This is a genomic window from Serratia marcescens, from assembly GCF_006715005.1.
Lineage (GTDB): Bacteria > Pseudomonadota > Gammaproteobacteria > Enterobacterales > Enterobacteriaceae > Serratia > Serratia montpellierensis.
Window position 1 is genome coordinate 4440814 of sequence record NZ_VFMJ01000001.1, and the last position, 22378, is coordinate 4463191.

A 22378-nucleotide genomic window follows, 5' to 3' on the forward strand; every position below is an offset into this window, starting at 1 on the left:
GCCCCGCCTGCGAATGGGGCGCTCACGCGCCCTGCATCAGATTATTATATTATTTTTTAACTACGCGGCCGACGCGCCAAGGCAACACCCGCGCCAACCAAAGCGCCCATCGCGCCCCACAGAATCAGCCAGAAGACCCGGCGTGGGCTGTCGCGTTTTACCGGCTCTTCCGGCGTACGCAAATAGCGATAGGTCTGGAACTTCTCATCCAACGTCGGGCCAACGTTCAGCGTCGCCAGCATCGCGCGGTTCTGATCGTAATCCAGGTCATAGGTCGGGCCGGAGGCCTGCAGGCCTTCCAGACGCGCCTGCAGCATCGGCCGGCCCAGCAGGAACAGATCCGAATCCGGCAGTTGCTCGGCCGGGGTGTCGGTTTGCGTGCGGCTTATCCCCTGGCTCTCGGCGATTTTCAGCGCCTGCTGCGTGGTGTTCAGCTCACGCTTGTAAACCGACTCCGCCACCGCTTCCTGGCGCTTGACCTGCGCCTTCATCGAGGTGGTACGGGCGGCCCATGCCCCCTGGATCTCTTCGTTCAGGTGCAGGGCAGCGCGATGGCTGGCGAAGGCCACGTATTGGCGCAGCAGGCGGTTGGCGTCCGCGGCGGTTTCCGCCGTCAGCTTCACGCCGTCGTTCGGCACTTTTTTGTCGTCGCGCGGCGTGAACAGGATGTTGTTGATCAGCTCGTCGAGCAGCGCCGCATCGGCGCGGGCATCCCCTTCCTGGCGCTGCTTGTAGTAATCGCTCTGCAGCCAGAAATCGCGACGCGTATCGTAAGCCGCCAGCTGCATGATGAACTCATTGTACGCTTCGTCCGCGATGCTCGGCTGTTCGCCGGCCGTCGCCGGCAGCGTGCGCACGTCCAGATTACGCAGGAACTGCTGCTGCGAGTAGTAACCGCCCAGCGCATTCACCGTAGGTCTGTCCGTGATGGCGGTCGCGCTCCACTCTTGCTTAACCAGATAAGAGACGATCAGCGCGACCGCCGCGAACAGCACCGCAATGCCGATAATCCACGGTTTGCCGCGCCACAGGGTGCAGCACAGGCCGCGGATATCAAGTTCGTTATCCACCGCCGGGGTATGCTTGTCAGACGTTGTTTCTGGATTCATCACAGCCAAAAAGCCTCTGGTTAAGATACTTGCTTGTTATCGCTCGAACGCCGCAGGCGACGCTTGATACGCTTAATGTACCGCGCAACCCGCCAGGCGCGCTTGATGCAGTAACCGTACAGGAAGAAAGCAAGCAAGAATAATGCCAACATAACCCACTCTGGGATAAAAGTCAGGCGTTCGCCGATCACGCCAACCGCCGCCAGCAATGCGGCCGCCAGGGTGATCAACACGAAAGCCTGCCGCGGCGTAAAGCCGGCGCGCATGATCAGGTGGTGAATATGTTGACGATCGGGAGAGAAGGGGCTCATCCCCTTGCGTAAACGACGATACATGATTGCTATCATGTCCATCAGCGGAATAGCGATGATCCACAGCGCGGTCACCGGGTTAATCGAGTGTGCCTTTCCCTGCGAGCTTTGCAGCAGCAGCCAAATGGCGGTAAAGCCGATCAGGGTACTGCCGGCGTCCCCCATGAACACCTTATAGCGGCGGCCGAGGATGCCGAGGTTGAGCAAAATATAGGGAACGATGGTGGCAATCATCGCAAAGCACCAGAACGCCAGCTCATGATGGCCGCTCAGGTACAGCAACACACCCAGCGCGCCGAAGGAGACGCACGACAAGCCCCCCAGCAGACCATCGATGCCGTCGACCATGTTGAAGGCGTTGATTGCCGCCCAGACCGCGAACAGCGTCACCAGATAGCCAAACGGCCCCAGCAGCATCTCCCAATCGCCCAGCACATGGCCGAAGCTGCGCAGATACAGACCGGCGAACACCATCATGGCGATGCCGACCAACGCCTGCACCAGGGCGCGGATTTTAACGCTGATGTCGAACCGGTCGTCGAGCGCGCCCACAAACACCAGAATGCCGGCGCAGGTAAGATAAAGCTTGGCGTGCGCGATAGGTTGTTCAGAAATCCAAAACGCAAAGCACAGCCCGGCATAAACGGAAATACCGCCGACCAGCGGAATCAGCCCCTGATGGCGTTTGCGATAATTGGGTTTATCTACCAGACCAATACGTTTTGCCGCCTTGCGGGCAACAAAGAGAAAAGCCAAAGAAAACAGGAAAACAAATAGAATTTCAGTACTCATAGTGAGTAAGTTCACAGTTAACAGATCTCTGTAGAAGATAAGGCAGCTTACCACGGGCAATAGCTTGTGCCATCGGCCCCCGCTACCTTTCGGTCATTTCCTATGACAACGGTGATTCATGCCTATTTTCTTCGCATCGGCTGACAAAACGACAGCAGCAAAGCCGATCGGCGCAGAGCCAACCGACAAACAAGATGAATTCTCAATAAGTCGAGGAAACAACTTACTTTTCCATTACTGCTACTTATCGTATCCGCCAAAAGCGAAAAACGCCACGACTAGGCGTGGCGTTCAGCGAATTTTTTAACGAATTATGAGCGTTTCATCATATCGAAGAATTCATCGTTGGTTTTAGTCATCGCCAACTTATTAATGAGGAACTCCATCGCGTCAATCTCACCCATCGGGTGAATGATTTTGCGCAGGATCCACATTTTCTGCAGCTCTTCGGAGGTGGTGAGCAACTCTTCTTTACGGGTACCGGAGCGGTTGTAATCGATCGCAGGGAATACGCGTTTCTCGGCGATTTTACGCGCCAGGTGCAATTCCATGTTGCCGGTACCTTTAAATTCTTCGTAGATCACTTCGTCCATCTTCGAACCGGTATCAACCAGCGCGGTCGCGATGATGGTCAGGCTGCCGCCCTCTTCCACGTTACGTGCCGCACCGAAGAAGCGCTTCGGGCGATGCAGGGCGTTGGCGTCCACACCACCGGTCAGTACCTTGCCGGAAGCCGGTACCACGGTGTTGTAGGCACGCGCCAGACGGGTGATGGAGTCGAGCAGAATGATCACGTCTTTCTTGTGCTCAACCAGGCGCTTGGCCTTCTCGATCACCATTTCGGCCACTTGCACGTGACGCGAAGCCGGTTCGTCGAAGGTCGATGCGATCACTTCGCCTTTCACCAAGCGCTGCATCTCGGTCACTTCTTCCGGACGTTCGTCGATCAGCAGCACCATCAGCACGCAGTCGGGGTGGTTGTAGGCGATGCTCTGCGCGATGTTCTGCAGCAGCATGGTTTTACCGGCTTTCGGCGGTGCCACGATCAGGCCACGCTGGCCGCGGCCAATCGGTGCCGCCAGGTCCAGTACACGCGCCGTCAGGTCTTCGGTCGAGCCGTTGCCGCGCTCCATCCGCAGACGGGAATTGGCGTGCAGCGGGGTCAAGTTCTCGAACAGGATCTTGCTGCGGGCGTTTTCCGGCTTGTCGTAGTTGACTTCGTTGACTTTCAACAGGGCAAAATAGCGCTCGCCTTCTTTTGGCGGACGAATCTTACCGGAAATGGTGTCACCTGTGCGGAGGTTGAAGCGGCGGATTTGGCTAGGGGATACATAGATGTCGTCGGGACCGGCGAGGTAGGAACTGTCTCCAGAGCGGAGGAAACCGAATCCATCCTGCAATATCTCGAGCACGCCGTCGCCGAAGATATCTTCTCCGCTTTTCGCATGTTGCTTCAGAATGGAGAAGATAATGTCCTGCTTGCGCATGCGGGCAAGGTTTTCCAGCCCCATATTTTCGCCGAGAGTAATCAGCTCAGAAACCGGCGTATTCTTTAATTCGGTAAGATTCATAGTGGTGGGTTCTTAAACTCGGGGTATGTCTCGAACTTGTATCGTGAATGGTATGGCAGCGAGATGCGTGCCTGTTTACTGGACGTTCGATCACCGGGCGCAGAGCCGTCGCGGTAAGAAATGGCTTACATCGGGCGCACGCATTGACGGTTGAAGATCGAAGGTACCTTAAAAATGATTTTTGCAAAACCGTTTGATTGCCAAAACACGGGCTGAGTTCAGTTTACTTTCAACGCCAGTGGTTCGACACAGAGTATAGCTTTAGATTCAAACTCTTTAGATTTAAAACTTCGGGCAAGTTCTATATGCAGTGTGGTTAAACTTAACACGCTTCTTGGCAGGCGTCTAGCGGTGAATTGAACATCACCGCCAGGCGCCTGATACTGGGCTTCCCGCCCGATTACAGATTCGCGTTCAGGAAATCTTTGAGCTGACCTTTGGACAACGCGCCAACCTTGGTCGCGGCCACTTCACCGTTCTTGAACAACAACAGCGTAGGGATGCCACGGATACCGTACTTAGGCGCGGTAGCCGGGTTCTGATCGATATTCAGCTTGGTGATGGTCAGTTTGCCTTCGAACTCTTCGGCAATCTCATCCAGAATCGGAGCAATCATCTTGCACGGCCCACACCATTCAGCCCAGAAATCGACCAGGATCGGCCCTTCCGCTTTCAGCACATCGGCTTCGAAGCTGCTGTCAGTCAGGTGAATAATTTTATCGCTCATGTTCTACTCCACAGGATTATGTCTACCTTGTTGGTGTAGCATTAACCAACTCAAGGTGATTTTATTGCACCGCGTTTATTTCAACGGATGTGCTTTCGTAAAGCAATAGTTAGCTGATATTCTACCACACTATGAGCAAAACACACTTGACTGAACAGAAGTTTTCCGACTTCGCCCTGCACCCGTTAGTCCTTGAAGCCCTTGAGAAAAAAGGGTTTCACAACTGCACGCCCATCCAGGCGTTAGCATTGCCGCTCACGCTCTCCGGGCGTGACGTTGCAGGTCAGGCGCAAACCGGTACCGGAAAGACGCTGGCGTTTTTGGCGTCTACTTTTCACTATTTGCTGACTCACCCGGCGAAACAGGATCGCCAGACCAATCAGCCGCGCGCCTTGATCATGGCGCCTACGCGTGAACTGGCGGTGCAAATCCACTCCGATGCAGAAGCGCTCTCCCAGAGCACCGGCCTGAAACTGGGCCTGGCCTACGGCGGCGACGGCTACGACAAACAGCTGAAAGTGCTGGAAAGCGGCGTGGACATTCTGATTGGCACCACCGGCCGTTTAATCGATTACACCAAGCAGAACTATGTCGATCTCGGCGCGATGCAGGTCGTCGTGCTGGATGAAGCCGATCGCATGTACGATCTCGGCTTTATCAAAGACATCCGTTGGCTGTTCCGCCGTATGCCTACGGCCGATCAACGCCTGAACATGCTGTTCTCCGCTACCCTGTCCTATCGCGTACGCGAACTGGCCTTCGAGCAGATGAACAACGCCGAATATGTTGAAGTGGAACCGGAACAGAAAACCGGCCACCGCATTAAAGAAGAGCTGTTCTACCCGTCCAACGAAGAAAAAATGCGTCTGCTGCAGACGCTGATCGAAGAAGAGTGGCCGGATCGCGCCATCATCTTCGCCAACACCAAGCACCGCTGCGAAGACATCTGGGGCCATCTGGCTGCCGACGGTCACCGGGTCGGCCTGCTGACCGGTGACGTGGCGCAGAAAAAACGCCTGCGCATCCTCGACGACTTCACCAAGGGCAACCTCGATATCCTGGTCGCCACCGACGTCGCCGCGCGCGGTCTGCACATCCCTTCCGTCACGCACGTCTTCAACTACGATCTGCCTGACGACTGCGAAGACTACGTGCACCGCATCGGCCGTACCGGCCGCGCAGGCGCCAGCGGTCACTCCATCAGCCTGGCGTGTGAAGAGTACGCGCTCAACCTGCCGGCGATCGAGACCTATATCGACCACAGCATTCCGGTGAGCAAGTACAACAGCGATGCGCTGCTGACCGATTTGCCGGCGCCGAAGCGCCTGTCGCGTCCGCGCGGCGGCAACGGCCCACGTCGCAACTCCGCGCCTCGTCGTGGCGGCGCGCCGCGCAACAACCGTAAACGCCCGAGCTGATCGCCATGCTCAGTTCCAGCACGCTTTATGCTGCCATCGATCTCGGCTCCAACAGCTTCCACATGCTGGTGGTGCGCGAGGTGGCCGGCAGCATTCAGACTCTGGCGCGGATCAAGCGCAAGGTGCGCCTGGCGGCCGGGCTGGATCAGAACAATCACCTGTCGCATGAGGCCATGCAACGCGGCTGGCAGTGCCTGCGGCTGTTCTCCGAACGCCTGCAGGACATTCCGCGCGAGCAGATCCGCGTCGTCGCCACCGCTACGCTGCGCCTGGCGTCCAACGCCGATGAGTTCCTGCAGGTCGCCGAGCAAATCCTCGGCTGCCCGGTGCAGGTGATCAGCGGCGAAGAAGAGGCGCGGCTGATTTATCACGGCGTTGCGCACACCACCGGCGGGCCGGATCGGCGGCTGGTCGTCGACATCGGCGGCGGCAGCACCGAACTGGTCACCGGCACCGGCGCACAGGCATCGCAGCTGTATAGCCTGTCGATGGGCTGCGTTACCTGGCTGGAACGCTACTTCAGCGATCGCAACCTTGGGCAAGAAAACTTCGAACGCGCCGAACAGGCCGCGCGCGAAATGGTGCGGCCGATCGCACCGCAGCTGCGCCAGCAAGGTTGGCAGATCTGCGTCGGCGCTTCCGGCACCGTGCAGGCGCTGCAGGAGATCATGGTGGCGCAAGGCATGGATGAGCGCATCACCCTGCCCAAGCTGCGCCAGCTGAAACAGCGCGCCATTCAGTGCGGCAAGCTGGAAGAGCTGGAGATTGAAGGATTAACGCTGGAGCGCGCGCTGGTCTTCCCAAGCGGCCTGTCCATTCTGTTGGCCATCTTCCAGGAGCTGGGCATCGAGAGCATGATGCTGGCCGGCGGGGCGCTGCGTGAAGGCCTGGTTTATGGCATGCTGCATCTGCCGGTGGAGCAGGATATTCGCATCCGCACCATCCGCAACCTGCAGCGTCGCTACCTGATCGACACCGAGCAGGCCGAACGCGTCAGCCAACTCGCCGCCAACTTCTCGCAGCAGGTTGCCAACGAGTGGCAGCTGGATGCGCGATGTCGCGAGCTGTTGCACAGCGCCAGTCTGATCCACGAACTCGGCCTCAGCGTCGATTTCAAGCAGGCGCCGCAACACGCCGCCTACCTGATCCGCCACCTGGACTTACCCGGCTTTACCCCGGCGCAGAAAAAACTGCTGGCCACCCTGCTGCAAAACCAGAGCAACACCCTCGACCTGTCGCTGTTGAACCAGCAAAACGCCCTGCCGCCGCGCACTGCGCAGCGTCTGTGCCGCATTTTGCGCCTGGCGATCATCTTCGCCAGCCGCCGCCGCGACGACACGCTGCCGGCGGTGCGGTTACGTGCCAATCAGGACGACGAACTGACGGTGATCTTACCGCCGGGTTGGCTGGAACAGCACCCGCTGCGCGCCGAGGCGCTGGAGCAGGAAAGCCACTGGCAGAGCTATGTCCACTGGACGCTGCGGTTGGAAGAACAACGTTGAAATGACCAGGGCGCGATGAGCGCCCTGTCTTTTTAATTCCCGCCTTTGGCCTTGGCCAACTGGGCGCGGATATTGGCCAGATGGCTCTGCCCTTTCTGCATCCGTTCTTGCGGGCTCACCACTTTGCGCTCGGATTCCCACGCCAAATCGTCCTGCGGCAGCTCCAGCAGGAAGCGGCTCGGCTCCGGCCGCACCAGCTCACCGTACTGACGACGCTCGCGGCACAGGGTGAAGATCAGCTCTTTTTGCGCGCGGGTGATCCCCACATAGGCCAGGCGCCGCTCTTCGTCGACATTGTCTTCATCGATGCTGCTCTGGTGCGGCAACAGGCCCTCTTCCATACCCACCAGGAACACGTAGGGGAACTCCAGCCCCTTGGAGGCGTGCAGCGTCATCAGCTGTACCTGATCCAGCTCTTCTTCACTTTCACCGCGCTCCATCATGTCGCGCAGGGTGAAGCGCGTCACCACCTGGGTCAGCGTCATCGGCTCGTCCAGATCGTTGCCTTCCAGCATCTCCGTCATCCAGCCGAACAGCGTGTTGACGTTCTTCATCCGCATTTCGGCGGCCTTCGGACTGGTCGAGGTTTCAAACAGCCAGCTCTCATAATCCACGCCGCGGATCAGATCGCGCACCGCCGCCACCGGCTCACGTTCCGCCTGCTGGGCGATGCCGCCGAGCCAGTGGGTAAAGCGCTGCAATGACTCCAGCCCGCGCCCGGTCAAGTGCTGGCTCAACCCCAGATCGAAACTGGCGTGGAATAAACTCTTGTTGCGCTGGTTGGCCCATTCGCCGAGCTTCTGCAGCGTCGCCGGGCCAATCTCGCGCTTGGGGGTATTGACGATGCGCAGGAAGGCGCTGTCGTCCTCCGGGTTGGTCAGCACGCGCAGATAGGCCAGCAGATCCTTGATCTCGGGGCGCGAGAAGAACGACGTGCCGCCGGAAATCTTGTACGGGATGCGGTTCTGCATCAGCATCTTTTCAAACACCCGCGACTGATGGTTACCTCGGTACAGGATCGCATAGTCGCCGTAGTTGGTCTTTTTCACGAAGTGGTGGGCGATCAGCTCCCCCACCACCCGCTCGGCTTCGTGATCCTCGTTGTTGGCGGTCACCACTTTCAGCTCTTCGCCATACCCCAGCTCGGAAAACAGGCGTTTTTCAAACACGTGTGGGTTATTGGCGATCAGAATGTTGGCCGCCTTCAGAATACGCTCGCTGGAACGGTAGTTTTGCTCCAGCTTGATCACCTGCAGCGCCGGGAAATCTTCCTTCAGCAGCACCAGGTTCTGCGGCCGCGCGCCGCGCCAGGAGTAGATCGACTGGTCATCGTCACCCACCACGGTAAAACGCGCACGGTTGCCCACCAGCAGCTTAACCAGCTCGTACTGGCTGGTGTTGGTATCCTGGTACTCATCCACCAGCAGATAGCGGATACGCTGCTGCCAACGTTCGCGCACCTCTTCGTTGCGTTGCAGCAACAGCGTCGGCAACAGGATCAGGTCGTCGAAGTCCAGCACGTTGCACGCCCGCATATGGGCGTGGTACAGGCCGTAGCAGTGGGCGAACAGCTTGTCGCGCTCCGAGCGCGCCAGCTCCGCCGCCCGCTGGGGATCGATCAGGTCGTTTTTCCAGTTGGAGATGGTCGAAATCAGCTGCGCCACCAGCGTTTTATCGCTTTCCAGCCACTTTTCGGTCAGCTCTTTCAACAGCGCCAGCTGATCCTGGTCGTCGAACAGCGAGAAGTTGGACTTCATCCCCAACGCCACGTATTCCCGTTTGATGATCTCCAGCCCCAGGGTATGGAAGGTGGAAATCATCAGCCCGCGCGCCTCTTTACGCCCCAGGGTTTGCGACACGCGCTCTTTCATCTCGCGCGCAGCCTTGTTGGTAAAGGTCACGGCGGCGATGTGTCGCGCCTGGTAGCCGCAGTGGTGGATCAGGTGGGCTATCTTGTTGGTGATAACGCGCGTCTTGCCGGAACCGGCACCGGCCAACACCAGGCAGGGCCCGGTAACGAATTCGACGGCTTGTTGTTGGCTGGGGTTTAATCGCATGGCGCTGGCTTGCTCGACTGTAAAACGTGGAAGGGAATTGTAGCAGAAAGCGCCGATGAGATTTAGCGGGTATAATCAGCGCAATTTTCGCATCGACAAAGGCAATACCATGGCAAAAACGGCGTGCGCCCTGCACATTCTGGTAGACAATGAAAAGCTGGCCAACGAACTGCTGGCCAAGCTGAAGCGCGGCGTCAGCTTCGACACGCTGGCGCGCAAATACTCGAGCTGCCCGTCAAAACGCAACGGCGGCTCGCTGGGCGAATTCAACAAGGGCGCGATGGTGCCGGCGTTCGATAAAGCAGTGTTCAGCATTCCGCTGCTCAAACCCTACGGCCCGGTCAAAACCCAGTTCGGTTACCACATCATCAAGGTGCTGTACCGCAACTGAGGGGGCCTGAGCCCCCTGCTGCGATTACTGCACGCTGGCGTCCGTCGCCGGCGCAGCCACCGCGGTGTCGGCCGGTTTGGCTTCTTCCGTCACCACCGCCGGCGCCGGCATCATAATGCCGTTATAGGTATCCTGCAGCTGCTTCATGCTCATTTCCGGCTCGCCCTTCGGCTGCATCAGCACCAGCGTCGCGTCCTGAGACAGCTGCAGCTTCAGCGCCTGATTCAGCGTCTCCAGCGTCAGGCTGGACAGGAACTCCTGGCGCAGCTTCTGATACAGTTCCGGCGCGATATCCACCACCCCGCTCTGCTGCGAACGCAGGCGCTGGCTCATCAGCACGTCGGTATCGGTGCGGGCGTAGGTGGCGAACAGCTTGCTCAGCTGATCGTTTTTCTGCGCCAGCAGCGCATCGAACTCCTCTTTCGACAGGCCGTTGTCCCGCACGTTGGCCAATTCACGGGCAATAAAGCCCAGGCTGCTGTTCAGGTTGTTGTTCGGCGTATCCAGGTGGATAGCGCACTGTCCGCGCTGGTACTGCACGCGGCAGTCAAAGCCCAGATGCAGGTTCTTCTGGTCGCTTTTTTCCAACGTCTGCTGGAGATGCCAGAACAGCGCCTCGCGGGCAAGATCGCCACGCCAGTAGCGGAGCAGGTTCTGCGAATCGCGAATCGGGTGCCACGGTGAATCCCACATGATCGACAGCGTATCCTGCTTCACCTGCTCGCTGATCAGGCTCACCGGCTGCGGCGGCAGCGGTGTCAGCGTCGGCATCGGGGCCGGGGTTTCACGTTTGCCCTGCAGCGGCGAGAACGCCTTGTTGATCTGCTCACCCAGGCTGCGGCTGTCAATCTTGCCGACCACGAACAGCGTCATGGCGTCCGGGGTATACCACTGCTGATAGAATTTCTTCAGCTGCTCGAGGTTGACCGGCCGTTTCGCCGGCTGCGCCGGATCGTGCGCCAGCAACGTCGAGCCTTTCAGGCGGTAACGCCACCAGGCGTCTTGGGTATTGGGCGGGAAAGTGCCGACCGGATTGATGCTGGAGTTCATCACCGCGTGCACCGTATGCTCGTCGATCGCCAGTTTACCGGTGGTGTCCGCCAGCCAGGCCAGCGCCTCTTTCAGCAGGTCGGGCCGGTTGTTCGGCAGGCTGAGATTATACATGGTGAAATCATACGAGATGATAGCCGGCGGCAGCGGCCGCTCGTTATCCACGCTCTGCTGCCACAGAGCGCGCAGCTGCGGCGCAGTGAAGCTTTCGCTGCGCGCCAACGCCAGCCGCGGCAGCAGGTGGGCGAAGCCGGTCTGCTGCGAAGACTCCACCAAAGAGCCGGTATTGACGATCAGCCGCAGTTCTACGCGGTCACTCGGCCGCTGCGGCGTATCGAGAATCTGCCATGAAAACCCGTTGGCCAGCGACCCCTGCTGCCAGGCAGGATCGGGTTGTAGTGCTTCAGCCTGCACGCTGCTACTGGCGGCAGCCAATAGCAGCCCACCAACTATAAGATGAATTCTGGTGCCCTGCATGTGAACCCCTACTTAATGACTATCCAATTTCTTATGCAAATGCGTGTATTCCATTCAATGGAATCATAAAAATACGCCCTGAGTTTCACAGTGGGGCGGAAAGCAGAAAGTGTACCATCGTGTTAGACCGCGCGCCTTTGCGGATGTCACTCATTAGAGTGAAAAATAATAGATTGCGGGGTTTTTAATGCAAAAAATCGTTACGAGGCAGGGGAAGAACCTCACCGGCCGCGAATGCGGCCGGTGATTTACCGCCGATATCAGGCGGAAGGCAGCGTTTTGTCCGCGCCGGCGTTTTTGTTGTTCAGCGTGTCTTTCAGCTGTTTTTCATCCAGCTGGTTACACCATTTCGCCACGACCACGGTCGCCACGCCGTTGCCCACCAGGTTGGTCAGCGCGCGGGCTTCCGACATGAAGCGGTCGATACCGAGGATCAGCGCCAGGCCGGCCAACGGCAGATGGCCGACGGCAGAGATGGTGGCGGCCAGCACGATAAAGCCGCTGCCGGTCACGCCCGCCGCCCCTTTGGAGGAGAGCAGCAACACCACCAGCAGGGTAATCTGATGCATGATGTCCATGTGGGTGTTGGTCGCCTGCGCGATAAACACCGCGGCCATGGTCAGGTAGATAGAGGTGCCGTCCAGGTTGAAGGAGTACCCGGTCGGAATAACCAGACCCACCACCGATTTCTTGCAACCCAGCTTCTCCATTTTATCCAGCATGCGCGGCAGCGCGGACTCGGACGACGAGGTCCCCAGCACGATCAACAGTTCTTCTTTGATGTAGTTGACGAATTTGAAAATGCTGAAGCCGTTGGCGCGGGCAATGCTGCCCAACACTACCACCACGAACAGGATACAGGTGATATAGAAGCACACGATCAGCTGGCCGAGTTGCACCAGCGTTCCGACGCCGTATTTACCGATGGTAAACGCCATGGCACCGAAGGCCCCCAGCGGCGCCAGGCGCATGATCATGTTGATGATGCCGAAAATCACCCGTGAGAAGCTGTCGATCACGTTGTAGATCAGCTGCCCTTTGTCGCCCAGACGATGCAGGGCGAAGCCGAACAGCACCGCGAACAGCAGCACCTGCAAAATGTTGCCGCTGGCGAACGCGCCGATCACGCTGCCGGGAATGATATCCAGCAGGAAAGGAATGATGCCCTGCTGCTGCGCCTGCTCTGCGTAGACCGCCACCGCCTTGGCGTCCAGCGTGCCGGGATCGACGTTCATGCCGGCGCCCGGTTGCACCAGGTTGACGATCACCAGGCCGATAATCAGCGCAATGGTACTGACGATTTCAAAATACAGCAGCGCGATGGCGCCGGTGCGGCCCACCGCCTTCATGCTTTCCATGCCGGCGATGCCGGTCACCACGGTACAGAAGATTACCGGGGCGATAATCATCTTGATCAGTTTGACGAAGCCATCGCCCAGAGGTTTCATCTCGGCGCCGAGGTCAGGGTAGAAATGGCCAAGCAGGATACCTAGCGTGATCGCCGTCAGCACCTGAAAATAGAGGCTCTTAAAGATCGTTGTTTTCATATGAACATCCTATGGGGGGAAGACACGCACCAGGCAGCAGTCTAAAAATCCAGCCTGTTCATTGCTTGCGCGGAAAATAACACCCACTTAACAACATGGAAATAATTTGTTGCACCCGCCCCTGGGGGTTGATGTGAATTTAAGAGCTGAAACGCGTCAGTCAGGGTGCAAAGCTGAAAATTGCGTAAGCCTTTGTTTGCACTAACGCAAAAGAGGTAGGGGAGGAATGGCGATTTTCGGACGGGGAAAAGTACCGGAAAGGTCAACGCGGCGCTTACGGCGCCGTGCGGCAAAACTCGGCTTCGAACGCCTCGCGCGGCAACGGTCGGGCGAACAGGAATCCTTGCCCGCTGCGAATGCCATGCTGCAGCAGCCAGTGGCGCTGCTCGGCGTTTTCCACGCCTTCGGCCATCACCGGCAACGCCAGCACTTCAGAGATCGAGCTGACAATGCGCACCATCGCATCGTCGGCCGGCAGCCCCTGAATGAAACTGCGGTCGATTTTAATCAAGTCAATCGGCAGGGATTTCAACCGGTTCAGGTACTCCAGACTGGAGTAGCCCATGCCGAAGTCGTCCAGCGCGATCGACAATCCCAGATCGTGCAGCTCACGCAGCAGCGCCAGCGCACGGTCGAGATCGTCGATGCGTACCGTCTCGGTGATCTCCAGCAGCAGCTTGCGCGGATCGATCCGATACTGCGCCAGCAGGTTTTTCAGATGCGGGACAAACGCCTCATCCTGCATCTGAATACCGGAAACGTTGACCGCCAGCGGCAGCTCAATGCCGCGCTGCTGCCAGTCCGCCAGGATACGGCAAGACTCTTCCAGCACCCAGTTGCCGAGGGGCACGATCACGCCCAGCTCTTCCGCCAGCGGAATAACGTCGGCCGGCAGGGTATAGCTGCCGTCATACTGCTGCCAACGCAGCAGCGCTTCGGCGCCGATCACCTCGTTGGACTGCATGTCGATCTGCGGCTGCAGGAACAGCGTGAAATGCCGCTGTTCGATGCCGTGCAAGATCTCGCTCTCCTGCGTCAGCCGCTTCTGCGTGCGTTCCGTCAGGCTGGGTTCGAAGAACAGGATCTGATTTTTTCCTTCGCGGTGTGCGGACATCATCGCCGAGGTGGCGCTGCGCAGCAGCTGCTCCGCGCTCTCCCCCTGATTGAGGTAGTGCGCGATGCCGATGCTGGCGTTAGGCCGCAGTGCCAGACCCTCCAGCGTCAACGGCGCGTTGATCTCCGCCATGATGCGCCGTGCCAGCTGCATGGCGTGGAACGGCCGCTCGATGCCCTTGGCCAGGATGGCGAATTCGGTATTGCTCAGCTGTGCCAGCACGCCGTTTTCGTCGATGCAGCCGCGCAGCTTCTTCGCCAGCGCCAGCAGCAGCGCTTCACGCATCGCCGGGCTCATCACGCCCGAGGCCTCATGCAGCGTCTCGATGCCGATCACCAGCAGGTTAAAACGCTCGGGGCGCAGGCTGGAGGCGATATGCTGTTCCAGCAGCGCGTTCAGCAACGCCGGATTTGGCAATTCGGTCACCGGGTGGCGGGTGCTGAGGCGGCTCATGTCGGCATGCGCCTTGGCCAGCGTCTGTTGATTGCGGTTGTAATTGCGCACCAGCAGGCCGAGCTCGTCGTCCTGATGCAGCGCCGGCAGCATCAACTGGTGATAGGGCGCTTCGTCCTGCGAGATATTTTCCAGCTCTTTGGCCATCGCGCGCAGCGGATGTACCATCAGCCGGTTCATGCACCAGGTGATGGCCACCGACAGGATCAGCGCCAGCAGCAGGTAGGTCGACAACATGGTCGACAAAATACTGAGAATAAACTGGTACATGCGGAACGAGTCAGCCTGCAGCACCAGATAGGCCAGCGGCTGCTGGTTGGCCGGCACCCGCTCCAGCGAATAGAGCGGCACGGAAATTTGGATCGGCAATTCAAACAGCCGGGCGATCAGCGTCGGCACCGGCCTCTCAGGCGGGAAATTGGCGTGCAGCGCCTGAAACTCGTTCGGCAAGACGATATCCGCCCGACTCAGAATGCCGACCGGCAACAGCGTATTCAGCACCTTTTTGGCTTCCGGCACGTCCATGCGCAACACCGCTTCCGCCAGCGGCTGGCGCACGGAGTGAGCGATATTTTCCAGTTGCTGGGCGTAGTCATCCCTGCGCTGCTGCACAAAGTGGAATAACTGGATCACGATAAAGATACAGATCGTGACCAGCGCCACGCCGGACACTGTCGCCATCTGCTTAATCGTTAACGAACGCCTGACCCGCAAACCTGCTCTCCGTCAAATCGGGCTGAAACAAAAAAGGGGGCTGACTCTCACCCGCCCCCTCGAACCGGGCTGAGTATACTCGATCATCGGCTGTTTTTATCTGGCTATGCCGCAGGCAAAACCAAGAAAATCGCGGGTTTCAGTCTTTTCCTAATGCGAACAAACGCGACCCGGACACAGGGTAACAAAACTCCCCGGTGTCCGACACTCCGAATCGTTCCCCCTCCCGGTTACTTGAAGTCGGCGTAAGGCGTCAGCGGCTGCGGCGGCAAATCGAGGTCTCCCTGCCAGCCGGCCAGGGAATAGCGCAGATAAATCAACGCGTGGCTCGGCGTATAGTCCTTCGCCTGCTGAATGTCGATGCCGGCACCGAGCGTCCAGTGCGAACTGAGGCGGCGTTCGACGATCGCTCGCAGGGTATAACCGACGCCGCTCGAAGAGCTGCCGTCCTCGACGGCGAACTTATCGGGCAGTGAATCCGGGATCAGCCCCTGCAGCGGATAACGGCGTTGGCTGTCGGTTTTCGAATGGGACAGCGAAACCGAGCCGCCCAACTCCCATGACCAGTTCTCGGTGCGCTGACGATAGTTGACCGGCAGCGCCAGCGACAGATATTGCTGCGGGCTGTAATAGCCGCCCTGTCCCAGCGAATAGCCGCTCAAATCCTTCTGGTAGTGCCACAGCATGGTATTGAGCCCAACGCTCAGGCGGCGATTGTCTTCGTTGATCAGCTTGTAGTAATAGCCGGCCATCAACCGCTGCCGCTGGTTATCCGCCACGTTCTTGCCGGTAATCTGGTGCGCGCTGAGATCGGCCCACACGCCGTTCGCCTCGCCGCGATCGTAGCTGGCACTCAGGCTGACGCCGGTGGCGCGCACGCCGCCCCAGGTGGTGCCGGTGTTCGGATCTTTGGCGCCGCCGAACGCCAGCAGCGAGCTGGAGATCGGCCGCCGCGAGGCCGCCAGCGTCCAGCCGATGTGGTTCCAGTCGCCGCTGTAGGCCAGGCCGCCGGTCCAGTCGACCACCTCAAAGCCCATCGGCGTCGTGCCGATGTCGGCGGCCCAGCGATCGTTTTTCCAGCCAGCCGCCACGCTGGTGCCGGTGGTTTTCTGGTGTTCATCGCCGCGGCACCCTTGCGTATTGCAGGTACCGAAGGTCTCGTAGTATTTGCCGCTGCCGTCGGTCGAGAAGCGGCCGGCATCCAGCTGCACGGTGTCGGTACGCAAGAAGGCGCGCCCGTCATACAGCGGCATGTCCATCTGCAGCATGGTGTCGTGCGCGTTGAAATCGGAAATGCCGCCGGTGCCGCTCGAGCGCCAGTAATCGTGATCGAGCGTGACGTTCACGTCTTGCTGCCGATACAGATCCGCAGCGTCGGAGCGGATGCCGCGTTTCAGCCAGTCATCGCTCGGATTATTGCGCGTCAAATAGGTGTAGCTGTCATTGTCCTGCGGCAGGGTCGGCGTGATGCCGCCGGCCACCATCGCCTGCCGATAATCCTGCTGCGCCCGCTCCGGCTGCTGCTGAGCCTGTTCCAGACGGGCGGCGTCGCGGTAGATCAGCGCCTTGGTCTGTCCGACGGGCTCCGAAGCCGCCGCCGTTTTCAACCGGCTGAACAGCGCATCGGCCTGCTGCGGATCGCCGACCGCACTCCAGGCGTTGGCGACCCGCCGTTGGCTGTTGAGCGAAGCGTCTTGCGGCTGCGGTTCGGTTTTCAGCCGCTGGCGCGCCGCGTCCAGATCCCCTTGCGCCACATAGGCTTCGATCTCGCCCAGCTGCGCATCCGGGTTGTTCGGTTCGCGCCGTTTCACCCGCTGATAGTCGTCCAGCGCCGCCGCATACTCCCCGCGCGCCAGCGCCCAGTCGGCGAGCAGTAAATCGATGCGGGTGTCCGCCGGCTGCCGGCGCAGATAGGCTTCCGCCGCCGGTTCGTCACCGGCCGCCCGCAGCCGTTCGGCCTGTTCGATTATCGCCTGCATTTTCAGCCGCTGCGCCAGTTCGCGCATGTTGTCGTTCCATTGCGCCGCAGGCAGCGTATTGAGCTGCGCCAGCGCCTGCCGGTCGCGATCGCTGCCGGAAAGATAGAGCGCATAGGCGTAGGTCAGCTGCGGATTGGCGTGCTGACGCTGCGCCAGCTGCCGGAACAGAGCGTCCGCCTGCTGCGGCTGCCCGGCCTGACGCAGCGCCTGCGCGTAGCGATAGGTCAGCCAGACATCGTCGGGATCCATCGCCTGAGCGCGGCGATAGATGTCCGCCGCCTGCTGCCACTGCTGCTGCGCCGCCAGCGCCTCCGCCTGCTGTTTCAACATATCGAGCCGCAGCCCGTCGAGGGTGCTGCGCAGCTTGGCCTGTTGGCTGCGCGGCAGGCCGTTGAGGTAGGCCAGCGCTTTTTCCGGCGACTGACGTTGATAGAGATTCACCAGGCCGCGCAGCGCGCTGCCGTTGCCGGGGTCGCGCCGCAACGCCTGCTGATAAAACCCTTCCGCCGCGGCGTCATCCTTGCTCGCCACCGCCACATCGCCCAGGCCGATAAACGCATCGCCGTCGCTGTCGTCGAGCTGGCGCGCCTGCTGATATTTCTGCCGGGCCAGCGCGAGATTGCCGGCCTTGAGCGCTTTGTCGCCCTCGTCGATCGCCAGCCAGTAGCCGGTGCTATTGATCAGGCTTTGCCATTTGCTGCTGCCGTAGCCGCTCTTGTCGGCGGCCAGCGCCTGGCGGAACAGTTTCAGCGCCTGCGGGCGGTTACCGGCGCGCGAATAGGCCTGGCCGAGTGCGCCCAGCACCTCGGCGTCGTTCGGCGTCGCCGCCAGCGCCTTTTGCAACGCCGGAATGGCCGCCCGGCTGCCGCCTTTATCCACCTGCGCCAGGCCGCGCACCCGCGCCTGATAAGCCGGATCGGCCAACAGTTTCTGCTGTCTGGCCAGTTCTTCACGGGCGCTGGTCGCCTGATCGCCGGTATCGAACACGCCGAGGAAACGGTTGAGCGCCGCCACGCTTTGCGCGTTGACCGGCATCGCTTTGACCTTGTCCAGCCACAGGTCGGCGGCATCACCGCGCCCGGCCGGATCGGCGGCGATCTTCTGCAGCAGCTCATAGGCCTGCGCGTCCTGGTTCTGACTGAACAACATGCGCGCCAGCGACATGCGCAGCGCCACGTTGCCGGAATATTGCTGGTCCAGCGCCTGCAGCTGCTTCAACGCCTTCGCCTCCTGCCCCGGCAAACGCGCCACCAGCCGCCAATACTCTACCGCCAGATCGAGCGTCGGCGGCTCGCCGTGGAACAACGCATCGTACTGCGCCTTGGCCTCCGGCAGCCGGCCGGCGGTCGCCATCAGGCGCGCCTGCTGCAGCTTTTGCCGGGTTTCCGGCTGGGTCAGCAACATGTTCATTTGCGCCTGGCGATAGGCGCTGGACTGCGGCGCGAGGGTTTTCAGCTTGTCCAGCTGCTGTTGCGCCAGCGCCATGTTGCCCTGCCGCAGCGCCAAACGCATGCGCGCGGCGATCACGTCCGGGTTATTCGGATCCATCAGTTCGAGCCGGTACAGCGACTGGCGCACCAGATCGTCCTTGTTGCCGGCCTCGCCAATGCGTACCTGCTCCAGCAGCCACTGCTCCGGGGCCACGGCCTCCGCAGCGCGCGCCTGCGGCAGCATCGCCAGGCTCAGCGGAATCAAATTCAGCCAGTTTATTTTGAAGTTGTGCATTGGCCGTCCCACGAGGGTTGCAATTCACCCTGTCGATTAAAGCGATAGCGTTGTTGATCCCACCCCTGACCGAACAGCGTCAGCGAGGCGCTGAAATAAGCGTCGTCACCCGGCGGATGTTCGCTGATGCGTTGCCGCTGTGTCGCCAGCGCCTCGGCCTGCGTCGCCAACATCGGCAGCATCGAGGCGGAAAAGCCGACAGGGCCGTCACCGGTGGTTTTGCCGCTGGCCGTATCGGTTTTCTCCGGCGGCACGCCCTGTTTGGCGGTGAGCTGCGCCATCGGCTGGAAGCGTGCGAGCAGCGCCGCCTTATGCTCATCGTCGTCCGCCAGCATGCCGGCCCACAGATAGACCCGAATAGCGTCGTAGCTGCCGACGTTCGGCTTGACGGTATCCGGCTGCCAGCCGGTGCCGACCCGCCACACCACCCAGTCCGGTGAGAAGCCGTGCGGCGCGGTATCCAGCCACAGCCGCTGATTGACCTGGCGCATCGCGCGCCACGGGCCGTTCAGCGCCGCAAAACGCGCCAGCAGCTGCGGCGGCAGGTAGCTGGGGTTCAGCCGCCAGCGATCTTCCGCCACAAACCCGACTTTGCCCGGCAGCAACATCAGGCCCAGGCCGGGAATGTCGGCCACTTCCTCGCGGCCGATGCGTTGCAGCAGCAGCGTTCCCAGGGTTTGATAACGCCGGCTTTTCCACAGGCGGCCGGCTTCGAGCAGGTTATAAGCGATCCACAGATCGGCATCCGACGCCGAGTTGGCGTCCAGCACCTTCCACTGTTTGTCGTCGTTCTCGCCCCACAGCCAGGCGGGCAAACGGGCGCTGAGATCGCCCGCCGCCAGGTTGTTCTCCGTCCAGGCCAACAGCCGATCGAAGGTCGGCCGGTCGTTGGCCACCAGAGCGAAGAACAAGCCGTAACTCTGTCCCTCGGAGGTGGTGATTTTGTTCGGGCTGCTCGGATCGATCACCCGCCCCTGCGGGCTGATGTAGAACTGCTTGTACTGTTGCCAGCCCGGCCACTCGCAGGCCGCCGCCGCGCTGAACGCGCACAGCAGCAGCATGCCGAGCGACAGGCGTTGCAGCATCGCGCTCACCGCCGTCAATCCCGATCTTCAGGCGCCAGACGACGCCGGCTGAAGGCCTTCAGGCCGCGCCACAGCATCAGCCCCAGGATCACCACCAGCACCACCGCGATCACCGCCAGCAGTACCGGATGGGTGGAGAGGGCATACCACAGCCGCTCCCACCACGGCAGGTGGCCGACATAGTAAATATCGCCGACGCGCAGGCTGTTGACCCCCGATTCGCGGATCACCGCCACCGAACCAAACACCGCGGCGCGCTTGCCGCTGTCCAGCAGGGCATTGTTGAGCAGCTCATAGCCGCGCGGGCTGTCCGCCAACAGCGCCACGATGCTGCGTTGGTCGTTGAACGGCGACTGTACGCCGATGATCGCCGACATTGCGCCCTCGGAGCTGACGGTGGTCTTGCTGTCCGGCTTGGTGTCCTCTGCCAGCACTTCCGCACTCGGCAGCGGCGGCTGCCGCGTCGGCTGTTTCACCCAGCTTTGGGTCGCGTCCACCAGCAGACTGATTTTCTTGTCGTCGCGCAGCTCCGGCGGAATGGTGCCGACCATCAGGATGTCGTCGTCGCGATCCTTGGCCTGCGACCAGTCGTCGCTCAGCGTGAAGGCCAGCGCCGGATAACCGGTTTGCGCGCCGATCACGCCCAGCGCGTTCAGCAGCGCGCTGACCTGCGCCGGCTGCGGTTTCTGGTTCACCAACACCAGCGTTTGCGACAGATCCGCCAGGCGGCTGAACGGGAAACCGGCGTTGGCGAAAGCGCGCAGGTCCGGCATCGCCATAAAGTGGCGGTAGCCGGAGAAATCGATGGTGGACGCGCCGTCGATCACCGCGTGGTTTTGCGTGAAGGAGTAGGTTTCGCAGCGCCCTTCCGCGCCGCTGGCCAGCAGCGTGGTGTAATCGAAGTCAAAGCGCAGCTGGTTGGTGGCCCCGAGCCGCAGCGCCGGAATGCTGACGTTTTTGTCGGAATCGAGCAGCCCCTGCGTCAACGGCAAGCGCAGCAGCTGTGCGCCCTGTTCGTGTTCCGGCACCAGCGAGTAAGCCTGCACGAACTGGTTGTTCAGACTGACGCTCAGCCGCGAACCGTCCTGAATGCGCGGCGCGGTATAACGGTATTTCAGGTGCATGTCGATGCCGGTGCTGCGGATCAGGAACAGATCCGGCGGCAGGTTCATGGTCAGCGAGATCGGGCCGGGCTCGATGCCGCTGGTTTGCAGCTGTTCGGCGTATTGCTGCAGCTCGGCGAAGGTCATCGGCCGATCGGTGCGCACCCAGTTCGGCGCGTCGTAAGGCTGGCGCGGCGCGAGCTGCTCCACCTTGTCCACCGTCACGTTCTGGCCACGGAACAGGATGTTGCCCTGCGCGATGCCCTTCACCGCGGTGATCAAATCGTTGTCGTCACGCCCCTGTATCAGCAGCAGTTTGACGTACGGATTGTCGGGGTGGCTGATCATCTCCACCGTCGGGCCGTTGACCGCCGGATAATCGCGCAGGAAATCCGGACGCTGCTGGTTGGTGGCGAATACCACCGCGTGCTGCGCCGGCAGCGCGTTGTACAGCGTCGGGAAAGATTGCCCGCGCCACTGCGCCTTGCTGCCGAACCAGGAGGCCAGAATGCCCGCCGCGCGCTGCTGGGCCAGATCCGGCTGGCCGGCGAACACCATCGGCAGCGTCAGCGGCCGATTATCGCGGCTGTCGAAGAACGGCTCAGGGAAGTGCGACAGCTCGTTTTTCACCGGTAGCGTCTGGAAACGCAGCTTCAGCGCGCTGGATTTGCTGACATCGAGCCACAGCGAGGTGCTGGCCGGGTTTTCGCAGATGTTCTGATAATGGCCGACGAACACCAGCCTGACGCGGTTAAAATCGGTGATATAGCGCGGATCGATCGCCATCTGGATGCGATTGGGCTTACCCAACTGCTCCTTGGCGATCGTGGTCACCCCCATCAGCTCGTCGTTCAGGTAGACCTTGACGTGCGACTCCACCGGGATCAGCGCCGGCGACGGCGTGAACTCCATATCGAGCATCGCCTGCGAGACCACCTCATCGCTGCGCACGCCGAATTCGATCTGCCCGTCGGGTCGGGTGCCGCGCAGAACAAAGGTGCCCGGCGGCGGCGCTATCTGCGCAAACGGCAGCGACACGTCGCGCACCGGCGCATTCGGATCCTGCGGCGCGGCGGCCGGCGGTGGCGCGGTCGCCGTATCGGCCGCCGCGGCGATCGGCGGCTGGGCCGCCACGGTCGGCGCGGTGGCGGTTTCGGCCTGCGACAGGGTGCTGATGCCTAAGGCCAGAGCAGTTAACCAGGTTATTTTTCTCGTCATCGTATCATCATCAATGTTGGAGCCTGTTCACCGGG

Annotated in this window: 14 protein-coding genes; 3 read left to right on the plus strand and 11 right to left on the minus strand. The window is 60.6% G+C overall.

What is annotated here, in order from left to right:
- Positions 1–56: 56 nt before the first annotated feature.
- The 4 genes from wzzE to trxA form a co-directional block, all read right to left on the minus strand.
- The gene (gene wzzE / locus FHU12_RS21595; RefSeq protein WP_141971705.1) at positions 57–1109 is read right to left on the minus strand and encodes an ECA polysaccharide chain length modulation protein; all 1053 of its coding nucleotides are present in this window, start codon (positions 1107–1109) and stop codon (positions 57–59) included.
- A gap of 20 nt (positions 1110–1129) precedes the next feature.
- Positions 1130–2227, minus strand: a complete 1098-nt coding sequence (gene wecA, locus FHU12_RS21600; protein WP_141971707.1) for a UDP-N-acetylglucosamine--undecaprenyl-phosphate N-acetylglucosaminephosphotransferase — start codon at positions 2225–2227, stop codon at positions 1130–1132.
- A 296-nt stretch (positions 2228–2523) separates the two neighbouring features.
- Positions 2524–3783, minus strand: a complete 1260-nt coding sequence (gene rho, locus FHU12_RS21605) for a transcription termination factor Rho (protein ID WP_004934188.1) — start codon at positions 3781–3783, stop codon at positions 2524–2526.
- A gap of 400 nt (positions 3784–4183) precedes the next feature.
- A complete protein-coding gene (trxA, locus tag FHU12_RS21610) occupies positions 4184–4510 on the minus strand; it encodes a thioredoxin TrxA (RefSeq protein WP_004934187.1) in 327 nt (108 codons plus the stop codon).
- A 131-nt stretch (positions 4511–4641) separates the two neighbouring features.
- On the opposite strand from trxA, the gene rhlB reads away from it, so the two are divergent.
- Together rhlB and ppx are read left to right on the plus strand one after the other, a co-directional pair.
- On the plus strand, positions 4642–5928 hold the full coding sequence (gene rhlB / locus FHU12_RS21615; protein WP_141971709.1) for an ATP-dependent RNA helicase RhlB: 1287 nt from the start codon (positions 4642–4644) through the stop codon (positions 5926–5928).
- Positions 5929–5933: 5 nt separating this feature from the next.
- Complete coding sequence (gene ppx, locus FHU12_RS21620; RefSeq protein ID WP_047729463.1) at positions 5934–7430, plus strand: exopolyphosphatase; 1497 nt, start codon at positions 5934–5936, stop codon at positions 7428–7430.
- Between the two features lie 32 nt (positions 7431–7462).
- Here the strand turns inward: ppx and rep are convergent, their stop codons facing one another.
- Entirely contained in the window at positions 7463–9487 is a 2025-nt protein-coding gene (gene rep / locus FHU12_RS21625) for a DNA helicase Rep (protein WP_063918216.1), read from the minus strand.
- Between the two features lie 109 nt (positions 9488–9596).
- Between rep and ppiC the strand changes: the two genes are divergently transcribed.
- Positions 9597–9878, plus strand: coding sequence for a peptidylprolyl isomerase PpiC (gene ppiC, locus FHU12_RS21630; RefSeq protein WP_004934175.1), 282 nt, complete (start codon positions 9597–9599; stop codon positions 9876–9878).
- 24 nt (positions 9879–9902) lie between these two features.
- Here ppiC and FHU12_RS21635 read toward each other — a convergent pair whose 3' ends face one another.
- The 6 genes from FHU12_RS21635 to bcsB all read right to left on the minus strand — a co-directional run bounded on the left by FHU12_RS21635 (position 9903) and on the right by bcsB (position 22343).
- Positions 9903–11405, minus strand: a complete 1503-nt coding sequence (locus tag FHU12_RS21635; RefSeq protein WP_141971711.1) for a M16 family metallopeptidase — start codon at positions 11403–11405, stop codon at positions 9903–9905.
- Positions 11406–11665: 260 nt separating this feature from the next.
- Entirely contained in the window at positions 11666–12952 is a 1287-nt protein-coding gene (locus FHU12_RS21640) for a dicarboxylate/amino acid:cation symporter (RefSeq protein ID WP_141971712.1), read from the minus strand.
- Between the two features lie 274 nt (positions 12953–13226).
- Positions 13227–15233 (minus strand): biofilm formation regulator HmsP, encoded by a 2007-nt coding sequence (gene hmsP, locus FHU12_RS21645; protein ID WP_141971714.1) that lies wholly within the window; start codon positions 15231–15233, stop codon positions 13227–13229.
- Between the two features lie 230 nt (positions 15234–15463).
- Positions 15464–18937: a cellulose synthase complex outer membrane protein BcsC gene (bcsC, locus tag FHU12_RS21650; RefSeq protein WP_141971716.1), complete on the minus strand. Its 3474-nt coding sequence runs from the start codon at positions 18935–18937 to the stop codon at positions 15464–15466.
- A complete protein-coding gene (gene bcsZ / locus FHU12_RS21655) occupies positions 18919–20031 on the minus strand; it encodes a cellulose synthase complex periplasmic endoglucanase BcsZ (RefSeq protein WP_141971718.1) in 1113 nt (370 codons plus the stop codon). Before bcsZ ends, bcsC begins: the two co-directional genes overlap by 19 nt.
- Before the next feature lie 5 nt (positions 20032–20036).
- Positions 20037–22343, minus strand: a complete 2307-nt coding sequence (gene bcsB / locus FHU12_RS21660; RefSeq protein WP_141971720.1) for a cellulose biosynthesis cyclic di-GMP-binding regulatory protein BcsB — start codon at positions 22341–22343, stop codon at positions 20037–20039.
- Positions 22344–22378: the final 35 nt, after the last annotated feature.

Excerpts from the sequence above, each read along its gene's own strand:
- wzzE (WP_141971705.1), bottom strand. The coding sequence starts at position 1,109 with ATGAATCCAGAAACAACGTCTGACAAGCATACCCCGGCGGTGGATAAC.
- rho (WP_004934188.1), bottom strand. The coding sequence starts at position 3,783 with ATGAATCTTACCGAATTAAAGAATACGCCGGTTTCTGAGCTGATTACT.
- bcsC (WP_141971716.1), bottom strand. The coding sequence starts at position 18,937 with ATGCACAACTTCAAAATAAACTGGCTGAATTTGATTCCGCTGAGCCTG.
- bcsB (WP_141971720.1), bottom strand. The coding sequence starts at position 22,343 with ATGACGAGAAAAATAACCTGGTTAACTGCTCTGGCCTTAGGCATCAGC.
- rhlB (WP_141971709.1), top strand. The coding sequence starts at position 4,642 with ATGAGCAAAACACACTTGACTGAACAGAAGTTTTCCGACTTCGCCCTG.
- rep (WP_063918216.1), bottom strand. The coding sequence starts at position 9,487 with ATGCGATTAAACCCCAGCCAACAACAAGCCGTCGAATTCGTTACCGGG.
- trxA (WP_004934187.1), bottom strand. The coding sequence starts at position 4,510 with ATGAGCGATAAAATTATTCACCTGACTGACAGCAGCTTCGAAGCCGAT.
- ppx (WP_047729463.1), top strand. The coding sequence starts at position 5,934 with ATGCTCAGTTCCAGCACGCTTTATGCTGCCATCGATCTCGGCTCCAAC.
- FHU12_RS21640 (WP_141971712.1), bottom strand. The coding sequence starts at position 12,952 with ATGAAAACAACGATCTTTAAGAGCCTCTATTTTCAGGTGCTGACGGCG.
- ppiC (WP_004934175.1), top strand. The coding sequence starts at position 9,597 with ATGGCAAAAACGGCGTGCGCCCTGCACATTCTGGTAGACAATGAAAAG.
- FHU12_RS21635 (WP_141971711.1), bottom strand. The coding sequence starts at position 11,405 with ATGCAGGGCACCAGAATTCATCTTATAGTTGGTGGGCTGCTATTGGCT.